The organism is Delftia sp. ZNC0008, from assembly GCF_000799035.1.
GTDB lineage: Bacteria > Pseudomonadota > Gammaproteobacteria > Burkholderiales > Burkholderiaceae_C > Comamonas > Comamonas tsuruhatensis.
In genome coordinates this window covers 1-9,416 of the sequence record NZ_JTKZ01000389.1, presented here as the reverse complement: position 1 = coordinate 9,416, position 9,416 = coordinate 1, and the positions used below count along the sequence as shown (strand labels likewise).

The following is a 9,416-nucleotide window of genomic DNA, read 5'->3' as shown; positions in this document are numbered from 1 at the left end:
CGCGCGTGCCAGCGCCTGGGGCTGGCGCAGCGCCCTCGCCTGCGCCGCCCTGGCGCTGGGCGTGGCCGCCAGCTTTGCCATGCTGGAGATGGACCTGCCCTCGCTGTTCACCGGCGCGGCGGGCCGGTCCATGCTGGAATTCGTCATCAGCTTCTTCCCGCCCGACACCAGCGCCGAATGGCTGCGCAAGGTGGCCGTGGGCGTGTGGGAGACGCTGGCCATTTCCGTGGTCGGCACCCTGCTGGCGGCCGTGCTGGGCCTGCTGCTGGCGCTGCCGCGCTGGCGCGCCCCCTGGAGCCTGGTGCTCAACGTGCTGCGCTCCGTGCCCGAGCTGGTCTGGGCCACCATCACCGCCCTGGCCGTGGGCCTGGGCCCGTTCGCAGGCGCGCTGGCGCTGGCGCTGCACACGGCCGGCGTGCTGGGGCGCCTGTATGCCGAGGCCCTGCAGAACCAGCCCGCCGCCCCCACCCAAGCGCTGCGCCTGTCCGGCAGCGGCCGTGCCATGGCCTTCCTCTACGCGACGCTGCCCGGCGCCGCGCCGCAGTTGCTGGCCTATACGCTGTACCGCTGGGAGATGAACATCCGCATGGCCGCCATCCTGGGCTTCGTGGGCGCGGGCGGGCTGGGGCAGTTGCTGTACTTCGAGCTGTCGCTGTTCCACTACGCCCAGGCCAGCACCGTCATCATCGCCATGCTGGCGCTGTCCGTGGCCGTGGACTGGGCCAGCGCGGCGCTGCGCAGGCGCATGGGTTAGGTGGCGGGGGCCGCGGCGCCGTCACCCTCCACCTCGACCAGGTAGTCGATCAGCGCCCGCAGCTTCAGCGGCACATGGCGCGTGGGCGCATAGACCGCATGCACCACGCGCGGCGCGTACTTGCCGCACAGCGCCCAGCCCGGCAGCACGGGCGCCAGCTGCCCGGCCTGCAGCGCCGCCTGCGCCGCAAAGTCCGCTACCACGCCGATGCCTGGCCCCTGCTGCAGCGCCTGGATGATGCCCAGGCTGCTGGCAATGGTGATGGGCGTATTCACCAGCAGACGCGTAGCGGGCGCAGCCGGCTGGTGCCCAGCGCGCTGCGGACGCAATTCGACCTCGTTCTGGAACTGGCCGTAGCCCAGGCTGATGAAGGGATGCGCCAGCAACTGCTCAGGCGCACCGATGGCCTCATGCCGCGCCAGGTAGCCGGGTGTGGAGACCAGCACATAGCGGATGGTCTTGAGCGGCCGCGCCACCAGCCCCGGCGCGATCTGGCCCGGCACGCTGATGCGCAGGCCCAGGTCCAGCCCCTCGGCCACCAGGTCCACCATGCGGTCCGTCATGTCCACCTGCACCTGCACCTCGGGCCAGCGCGCGCAAAAGCCCGGCAGCAGCGGTGACAGCCAGAGATCGCCCAGCACGGCCGGCGCGCTGATCTTCAGCAGCCCGCGCGGCTGCTGGCGCAACTGGCCGGCCAGCGCCTGCACGGCCTGGGCATCCTCCACCAGCCGCAGGCAGGCCTGATGGATCTCTGCCCCCGCCTCGGTCAGCGACAGCGAGCGCGTGGTGCGCTGCAGCAGCCGCAGCCCGAAATGCGCCTCCAGCCGCCCCACGCTGCGGCTCACGGCCGAAGTCGTCAGCCCCAATTGCCGGGCCGCGCCCGCAAAGCTCTGGTGCTCCACCACGCGGGCGAAGACCAGCATTTCATCCAGGGGCATGGCGGTATCGGGCAAGGCGCTACTCCGGTCTTTGTTGCATGTCAGGCAATAATAATTTGAATGACTGGTAGATTGTTGATTGATTGCAGGGTCCGCAAGATATGGCCATGCGCTCCATACCGAAGCGCGCCCAGGAATCCACACCATGTCCCACAGCCCCAGCCTCACATCTGCAACCTCAACCACGCGGCCCCGAGCCAGCCAGGGCGGCACCTGGCGCATGCTGCTGGCCATGGCGCTGTCGGGCACCATCGGCCTGCTGGTCGTGGAAAGCGCGCTGCCGCCGCTGCTGGTCGTATTCGCCCGGTGCGTGCTGGGCGCACTGGGCCTGGGCCTGTGGCTGGCCTGGCGGCGCGAATGGGTCGCCCCTCAAGGCCGTGAATGGCTGTGGCTGGCTGGCGGCGGCATCGCCCTGGTGCTCAACTGGGTCGCCCTCTTCAGCGCCTACCACTACAGCTCCATCGCCGTGGCCACCGTGGTCTACCACGTGCAGCCCTTCATGCTGCTGGCTCTTTCGGCGCTGCAGGGCGAGCCCGTCGAACGCCGCAAGCTGCCCTGGCTGCTGCTGGCCCTGTTGGGGGTGGCGCTGAGCAGCGGCCTGGTCGGGCTGGATGGCATGGATGCATCGCATGCTGGAACAGGCGCCTGGATAGGCGTGGCCCTGGCCCTGCTGGCCGCCGCTCTCTACGCAGGCACCACGGTGGCCACGCGCCGCCTGGGCCACATGCCCTCGGCCCAGATCGCCATGCTGCAGATGCTGGCGGGCGGACTGGTGCTGAGCCTGTGGGCCCTGCCGCTGCTCACCCATATCGCCGCAGCCAGCCCTCAATTGCTGTCAGCGCGCGCCGCCTCCATGGTGCTGACCCTGGGACTGGTCCATACGGCCTTCATGTACACGGTGATGTATGCCGCATTCCAGCGGCTGCCGGCGCCCGCCATTGCGGCACTGTCCTTCGTCTACCCCGCCATGGCCTTGCTGGTGGATCTGGTCTGGTTTGGCGCCGTGCCGTCGGCGGCGCAGTGGGTCGGGATGGGCTGCATTGTGGTGGCGGTGCTGGGGCACCGGCTCACGGGCCAGTCCTAACGGTCCAGCGCAACCAAGCCGAACGTAATCTGGTGCGAACGCCCAGGTTTTCCGGAGCAGGATCAGAATCGTTTTCGGCCTGATCGGAAAAACATGATCGACATCAAAACCCCAAAACCATCATCCTCGTCAAGAGAAATCCACTACCCCAATAGCGGATTCTCAAAATAGACGAGAGAGTTCAAATTTACCGTGCGGAATAGCATGCACCCTGCAAAATTCGTGCAATAGAGTAACTGCAGGATCAGAGACAAAGGTCTTTACCCCAAGATCCTGAAGTTACCACGGATTTTAAGGAAACCAGATCAACCGGAAACTGTCAATCATCAATTTTTCTTGATGATGTAGCTGGGGCTGGTAACAATGTTCGCATAAGGATCAATCCTCATGCAATTGGAGGATGAGGGGTTTGTGCTCAGAGTCGTCCATCCGGCAGGACCTGGCTCACAGGCCTCAAGCTGGTAACCCGAGGGCGCATTGCTGATGAAGGCATGTGTCGTGTTCAGAGCCCACGTGATACCGCCTACACTACTGTGCAGTGTGCACTTTCCGCCAACAGCTTTCTTGACCCAATGCCCCGGCGCAGGATTGGCTCCATTACACTCAGTTCTTGTCTGCAACGTATATCCGCCATCCAGCCACATATAGGCATGGTTTTGCAGCAACAACGGTGGCTGTCCATTTTCGTTGATGAAGTAGGCTACGATTTTATGCCTTTTCCCGTCACGTTCGGCATATGGCACATCCAGAGTTCCACTGAAACCGTGCACACCGGAGTCTCCGCATATATTTCCTACCGCCTGCTCGCGTGGGATATTTGCATGCAAAGCACCTAGGAATTTATTATCTGCACTACCGCTCCAGAAGTGAACCCATCCGGAAACGCCAGGCGTTGCCGGATTACACGCCCATCCTTCTATGTGAGCGCCATCGGTATAGGTATTGGAAGTGGAACCGATCCACCCTTCCGCCAATGCATTCGACGACAAGAAAGAAGCAAAAACTACCGCACAACCAACATATGCAATCTTCATTACGGAAATCTCCTCAAGTACAATAATTTTAAAACCACACCGACTTAATTTTATTTTTTCAACTCCTTTCATTTCATGCGATCAGTATATTTTCCCATATACCATTCCCACTGAGTTTCAAAAATTATTTGGCACACTCACTTAAGACACCGAACAAGCATCATTGCTCTGTCGTATTTTTCTCAACTGCGTCGAGGCGACAAGCCTAACTCGGTATGAAGATTTTTGCAAACCCCCATTTTTTCCCTGGACAAACAGTTAGCAAGCCAATAATTATCCAACATGCAAAATAAGCACTCACTCACCACAATACAATCTATAGCCTTGACTGTGGGTGCCACAAGCACGAATGCAATGCAAGCCCCATTCACTCATCGTTTCCTTACCAAAGGCGAAGTGGGGGTATCGAGGGCGAATGGCACGACCATGCATCTCACGTCCCTCATGGAGATGGTCATGTTGAGGTCATGTTGACGAAAGAGATTCTCTATGAATACGATCGGTGCGATCGACGAAGAGATACAACATCTCACTTTCAGGCCAGCCAATGACATGGGCATCTGCCGCAAATATGGTGGTGCACTGCCTCAGTTCGCCGGGCACAACAATAGGACAACTGATTTCCCGGGGCGACGAGGTTATGGCAAGCGCCTTGTACCGTATGCACATTTCACCATGCCCTCCCACGTGCATCTCTTCATCTTGCTCTCCCGCTGAATGTGGCTCTACGCACGATCTCTACGCAGAGGGGCGGCACGGATACTTCGCGTGCCGGATGCGGTGCGTGCCCGATCCAGCCTGCCGCACTTTCCTTTATCTATCCGGCCATGATATTGCTGGTAGACCTGACCCGCTTCACCGTCGGGCCATGGGCCACGCAATGGGCCGGCATGGCCAGCACCATGGCAGCAGTGCTGGCGGCCGGCTGGTGGAAATAACTGAAAGCTGACACCCCAAGACTGCGTTGCGGGAACACCAGGACAATCTGAGCCAGCCATAGAAACCGTTGAAATCTCTGAACCTTCTTGGTGACCACCGGCTTCCAGGCAAAGCCAATACTTATAAAGGCCCGTCCATGTTCTGCCTGAAGCGAAATCTCCCCGTCTGAGGCCGCGTGCTGCGCGGCGCCGCCGCCCTTGCCCTCTTGCTCGCCGCCATGATGCTGGACAAGCTGCCCCTTCTGCCCAGGATCGCTGCTTTAATGGCGCCCAATGGCTGCTGTCCGGACGTTCTGCGCGCTGGCTGATGGGTCTTCTTCAAACCTGTTAGCAAGACGACTGCAAAAGCTCAGGCCCGGATGCAACTTCCCGGCCTGCGAAAGCGTCCTTGACAGACTGGATATCAGGTACCGGCACCATATCCAGGACTGCACCTGCGGCTTGCAAGGCGAAATTTATCTAATACAACTAGACGTGAACCGACAATAGGTTGTTTGCAGATTTGAGCCTGGACATCAGGACGACGCCTCCGATGTCGCTGTGCAATCTCTGCCTGTTGTAGGTGCTGCCAGATAGAAAAGGCATGAGTCCACTCGGCTGAGTTCAGGTACGCCCAGCCATAGTCTCATTCGCGAAGCATCCACTGAATGAACTTCTCGACCTTGCCATTGGTCTGCTGCCGGCGCATCCAATTGCGGCGCTTTTATGGGTCACCGCGCAGGCCGGTGCACTTCGCTGGCACTGGGCGTGACGGAATGCAGGACATTTCTGCGATTCATCAATCCTTCATGAACCCAAGTCAATTGTTTCAACATATTTCAATCAACAAAGTCTGTCGTACATTTCGAATTATTTCTATCTAATAAACCTGTATGCTGTGCCGGTTTTCCAGCCAGCCGCAACCAACCAGTCGGAATAAAGAGGGAGAAATAATTGGCCACTATCGAAAAAGGATTGATGGTAGACAAAAGCGTCGAAGTCAAGACCTATCCGTCCATAGAGCACGGCGCCTTGCTGTCCGTCACCTCCATCGTGCTGCACCGCACTGACTCGTCCACGGCCGCCAGCGTGCTCAATGCCTACAAGAGCGGCCAGAAGACGGGGGCGCACTTTCTGATCGAGAAGGACGGCAAGATCTACCAGACGGCCAGCCTTGAGCGCATCTGCTGGCATGTGGGAATTCTTCAGCCGCGCTGCGTCAACGAGAGCACCTGCGATCCCACGGAACTCAAGAACATCAATGCCCTGCTGCACCAAAAGGGCCTGAGCTTCAGCAAGCGGGCCAAGAATGTGTCATCGCACGAGAACACAAAGGCCTATCCGTTGCGTTATCCGGCCAACAGCGACTCCGTTGGCATCGAGGTGGTGGGCCGCTTCCTGCCATCGACCAAGGATTACGAGGCGCCCACCCAATCGCAGCTGTTCCAGACCAAATGGCTGACCCAGCAAGTGGTGGACCACTACAAGCTCAAGCTGCTGTCCGATGTCTACTCCCACGGCGCCATTGCCCGCAAGGAGGCGACCGAAGGCGCCCAATTGCTGCGCTACATCTTCACGGGAGCCTGAGCCATGCCATCCAGCCAGCTTTTCAACAACCCCTCTCGCAGCCTGCGCATTGCCGCCTGGGTTGCCGTGATGCTGTGCCTGCATGCGCCGCTGCAGGCCTCATCTACTTCCGCATCCACGCCCAAACACGCGGCCAAGGCGGCACCCATTTCCGTCATCGGCCCGGTCACCCGTTCCGTAGGCTCGGGCGAGACCATGGGCTGCGAGAAAGTCAGCCTGGACGCCACCGACGTGGCCCGCTATTTCGCGACGGCAAAGCAAGTCTCGGCTGGCAGCTTCCACGAGGAATCCATCATCCTGCCCTGCAGTTTCAGCGGACGGCTGCTGCGCTCGGGCAAGGTCTATGAATGGAACATCAACGCCGCCGGCGCCGGCTACCTGCGCAGTGAAGATGGTGAACAGGACCTGCGCTACCTGTGCCGCAAGGCCTGCGAGAAGGCATTGCCGCAGTTGACGGGGCTTTGACCTGTTGTTCAGACATTGTCTGCACGGGCGTCTTATCGCTCCCATTGAGTGGTGCCCCATCCTCCTGTCAAACACAGCGGATACGATGGCGCCTCCCACAATATTCCCAACAGACCATGGAACGACTGATTTCCCAAGGAATGCATGCCCTCAGCCAGGGCGACCACGCGCGAATGCATGCGCTATGGTCTGGCACCACGGTTTTCAGCCATCTGGACAATGAAGCGATTGCCAGCCTCTTGACCAGCATTCAGGCCACTGCCGAATCAGGCCAGGGTAGCGAATGGTCATGGCTGATGCTGTGCCTGGTGTATCTCGATTCCAGTGACCAATTCACCGAGGACCGCAGTGCGGCATTGCGCCAGGTCGTCGAATGGGCGCAGCGCGCACTGGCAATGTCACCAGGCAATGCCTATGGACACCGCTATTTGGGCAGTGCCCACTATTGGCTGGACGAACCCGAGCCCGCGCTGGCCGCCTACCGCAAGTCTCATGCCTTGCAGCCCCAGGCGGACTTGCAAGCCCGCATTTTCGAGATGGAGCATGCCGTGCCCTGGCGCAGCATCTTTTCCTATCCCGAGTTGGCTGATAGCCCGGCGGCACCCGACTACTACACGGCCGGCGTGACCGTGGGCAAGTGGAAGCGCCCCGACACGGATGCAGCGGCCCTGCAGGAAATCGAACGCCTGCAGACCACACTCTACGAACGCTGTCTGGAGCGCTTCGCCAGCGCCGGCACGCCGGCAAACGGCCGGGAGGCCGCGCCCGCCGCGCTGGACATCCACACCTATGCCATGTGCTGCAACAACCTGGGCGTGCTGTACAACGCGCAGGAACAGTACGAGCAGGCGGCCGCCGTCCTCGAAGCCGGGCTGCAGCAGACCTGTTTCCGGGCCCTGCTGGAAAACCTGCGCCATGCCTATCGGCAACTGGGGAACCGCAAGCAAGCCACCGACCTGTCCCTGCTGCTGATGGAGGACTACGCGCTTGATACCGGCCTGTATCTGGACTGCGCGCAGACCGCATGCGCCTATCTCAACGAGACCAGCCACCACCAGGACGTCCTCGACATCGTGGCCGAAGCCGAGCGCCGCTATGCGCAGCTTTCGTCTCAGCAACAGCAAGCGCCATGGGAAGTTCGCAGCATGAGCTTCGTTCATGCGCACAAGGTCACCGCCCTCAGGGCCCTGGGCCAGCTCAAGGCCTCGCACCTTCAGCCTGAACTGGTCGAGATCGCCCTGCGCCACGATCCGGGCGATGCCCAATTGCTCGGCATACGCGCCCACATGCAGGGAGCCCGGCAGCAGGTGGGTGGAAAAGGCGGATTCTGGTCGCGCCTGTTCGGCTGAGCCACACCGGGCGACCGGGCCACCAAGAAATGTAGGGCACCCAAGATGCTGGCAACCCTCAAAAGACCCCCAGCGCCAGCCCGGCCCCCATCGCCTCCCCCAACGCCCGGCACTGCTCCAGCTCAGCTGCGGCAATCCGCTTGGGTGCCAGGATGGCTTCGGTGGTCTGGGCGTGGGTGCAGATGATCAGGGGCTCGGCCACGGGCTTGAGGCGCCAGCCGGTGGCGATGCGGGCGATCTGGCGGGCGGCGTTCTGGCCGTCGCTGCCCGCGCAGATGAGGCTGGCATAGGGCCGGCCATTGAGGTGCTCCAGCGCCGCGTAGTAGCTGCGGTCGAAGAAGTCCTTGAGCTGGCCGCTGATGGCGGCCAGGTTTTCCGGGGTGGCGAAGAGGTAGCCGTCGGCGGACAGCACATCGTCGGGGCCGGCCTCGGAGGCATGCAGCAGGCGCACCTGCACGCCCTGGCCTTCGGCCGCTGCGCCGTCGCGCGCGGCCTCGGCCATCTGGCGGGTGCCGCCGGTCATGGAGTGGTAGACGATCAGCAGGGTCTTGCTTGCGTTCATGCCGCGAGCATAGACCGATGGAGGGAGAACCGGGCCGCTCCCGCCACGGTGCGGGTCAGGTAACCCCCCTGCCGGCCCCATCCGTCAGCGATGCCACGGAAGGCCTGATCCATTGCGGATCATCGAGCTGCCGTTGAATGCAGTCGCGCAACCATTGATGCGCGGGATCCGCCTGATGGCGCGGATGCCAGGCCATGCGCATGGGCTGCACCTGCACGTCGATGGGCAAGGCAAACACCACCAGCCCCAGCGATGCGGCCATGCCATGCGCCGTGCGTGTCGGCACGCAGGCCACCAGGTCGGTGCGGGAGGCCGCAATCAGGGCCGAGAACGAACTGGGCACCAGCAGCGCCAGTTGCCGCTGCAGGCCCAGCGCCTCCAGGGCAGCGTCCACGGGCGAGCTTTCACCCGGGCGCTGGGTGATGCCGACGTGGCGCGCGGCGGCGAACTGCGCGGTGCTCAGCCGTTGCGACTTTCTGGCGGACTTCAACAGGGGATGGCCGGCGCGCACGACGCCCACCAAGGTCTGCTCCGATATCACCAGGCTCTCGGTTTCCGGGTCCATGCTGCGAAAGCTGCCCACATCCAGGTCGATGCGGCCTTCGCGCAGGGCCCCCGGGTCGGCATGGGTTTCGGGCAGGAACTGCAGGCTGGCCAGCGGCATTTCCGCCTCCAGCGCACGCGAGAGGCTGGCACCGAAGACGACGGCAATGCCTTCGGACGCGG

At 61.9% G+C, this 9,416-nt stretch carries 10 protein-coding genes; 6 read left to right on the top strand and 4 right to left on the bottom strand.

What is annotated here, in order from left to right; translation table 11 throughout:
* Positions 1-754: PhnE/PtxC family ABC transporter permease (locus L995_RS13135; RefSeq protein ID WP_047472164.1), on the top strand; the 754-nt coding region annotated here is incomplete at its 5' end.
* Here L995_RS13135 and L995_RS13130 read toward each other — a convergent pair.
* On the bottom strand, positions 751-1,692 hold the full coding sequence (locus L995_RS13130; protein WP_047472162.1) for a LysR family transcriptional regulator: 942 nt from the start codon (positions 1,690-1,692) through the stop codon (positions 751-753). The two genes, L995_RS13135 and L995_RS13130, sit on opposite strands and share 4 nt — an antisense overlap.
* A gap of 145 nt (positions 1,693-1,837) precedes the next feature.
* On the opposite strand from L995_RS13130, the gene L995_RS13125 reads away from it, so the two are divergent.
* Positions 1,838-2,776, top strand: a complete 939-nt coding sequence (locus L995_RS13125) for a DMT family transporter (RefSeq protein WP_047472161.1) — start codon at positions 1,838-1,840, stop codon at positions 2,774-2,776.
* Positions 2,777-3,102: 326 nt separating this feature from the next.
* Here the strand turns inward: L995_RS13125 and L995_RS32015 are convergent, their stop codons facing one another.
* Entirely contained in the window at positions 3,103-3,882 is a 780-nt protein-coding gene (locus L995_RS32015; RefSeq protein ID WP_227468592.1) for a hypothetical protein, read from the bottom strand.
* A 417-nt stretch (positions 3,883-4,299) separates the two neighbouring features.
* Here L995_RS32015 and L995_RS33075 point away from each other — a divergent pair, with 417 nt between their 5' ends.
* The 4 genes from L995_RS33075 (at position 4,300) to L995_RS13105 (ending at position 8,128) form a co-directional block, all read left to right on the top strand.
* Positions 4,300-4,527, top strand: a complete 228-nt coding sequence (locus tag L995_RS33075; RefSeq protein WP_151019911.1) for a hypothetical protein — start codon at positions 4,300-4,302, stop codon at positions 4,525-4,527.
* 1,178 nt (positions 4,528-5,705) lie between these two features.
* Positions 5,706-6,314: a peptidoglycan recognition protein family protein gene (locus tag L995_RS13115; protein ID WP_047472159.1), complete on the top strand. Its 609-nt coding sequence runs from the start codon at positions 5,706-5,708 to the stop codon at positions 6,312-6,314.
* A gap of 3 nt (positions 6,315-6,317) precedes the next feature.
* Entirely contained in the window at positions 6,318-6,779 is a 462-nt protein-coding gene (locus L995_RS13110) for a hypothetical protein (protein WP_047472158.1), read from the top strand.
* A complete protein-coding gene (locus L995_RS13105; RefSeq protein WP_231574421.1) occupies positions 6,731-8,128 on the top strand; it encodes a hypothetical protein in 1,398 nt (465 codons plus the stop codon). The genes L995_RS13110 and L995_RS13105 overlap by 49 nt, the downstream gene beginning before the upstream one ends.
* Positions 8,129-8,186: 58 nt before the next feature.
* Here the strand turns inward: L995_RS13105 and L995_RS13100 are convergent, their stop codons facing one another.
* Both L995_RS13100 and L995_RS13095 read right to left on the bottom strand, forming a co-directional pair.
* Positions 8,187-8,690, bottom strand: coding sequence for a flavodoxin family protein (locus L995_RS13100; protein ID WP_047472155.1), 504 nt, complete (start codon positions 8,688-8,690; stop codon positions 8,187-8,189).
* Positions 8,691-8,745: 55 nt separating this feature from the next.
* Positions 8,746-9,416, bottom strand: a 671-nt coding sequence (locus L995_RS13095) for a LysR substrate-binding domain-containing protein (protein ID WP_047472154.1), incomplete at its 5' end; no start/stop codon positions are given.

Coding starts and splice junctions, on each gene's coding strand:
- L995_RS13130 (WP_047472162.1), bottom strand. CDS start 1,692: ATGCCCCTGGATGAAATGCTGGTCTTCGCCCGCGTGGTGGAGCACCAG.
- L995_RS13125 (WP_047472161.1), top strand. CDS start 1,838: ATGTCCCACAGCCCCAGCCTCACATCTGCAACCTCAACCACGCGGCCC.
- L995_RS32015 (WP_227468592.1), bottom strand. CDS start 3,882: ATGAAAGGAGTTGAAAAAATAAAATTAAGTCGGTGTGGTTTTAAAATT.
- L995_RS33075 (WP_151019911.1), top strand. CDS start 4,300: ATGAATACGATCGGTGCGATCGACGAAGAGATACAACATCTCACTTTC.
- L995_RS13115 (WP_047472159.1), top strand. CDS start 5,706: ATGGTAGACAAAAGCGTCGAAGTCAAGACCTATCCGTCCATAGAGCAC.
- L995_RS13110 (WP_047472158.1), top strand. CDS start 6,318: ATGCCATCCAGCCAGCTTTTCAACAACCCCTCTCGCAGCCTGCGCATT.
- L995_RS13100 (WP_047472155.1), bottom strand. CDS start 8,690: ATGAACGCAAGCAAGACCCTGCTGATCGTCTACCACTCCATGACCGGC.